The 253-nt window shown below is 61.7% G+C and carries 1 pseudogene; it reads left to right on the forward strand.

Annotated elements, in window-relative coordinates:
* Positions 1-127: 127 nt before the first annotated feature.
* Positions 128-253, forward strand: a pseudogene (locus FLM69_RS11305) (transposase); the annotation flags it as partial.

Raw genomic sequence — 253 nt, forward strand, 5'->3', positions numbered from 1 at the left:
TCATCGTGATGACTCCATTCGAGGATTCTGTGGAAGGTTGACTCGACGGATCACACGGTGGCCGCGTCCACGTCTGAGACGACACGCCCGACCACCGGGCGCTACACCACTATGCGGGACTCAACTGCTCAGATCGGGCACGTACTTCCCGGACTGGCTACTTGAACGCAGGAAGAGAGCGGAGTCGGCGCTGATCACCGTGGTCGCTGACTGCTACCTCGCCGGGGTCTCGACCCGACGGATGGACAAGCTG

It is taken from the genome of Micrococcus sp. R8502A1 (assembly GCF_006704135.1).
In the GTDB taxonomy this organism is placed as follows: domain Bacteria; phylum Actinomycetota; class Actinomycetes; order Actinomycetales; family Micrococcaceae; genus Micrococcus; species Micrococcus luteus.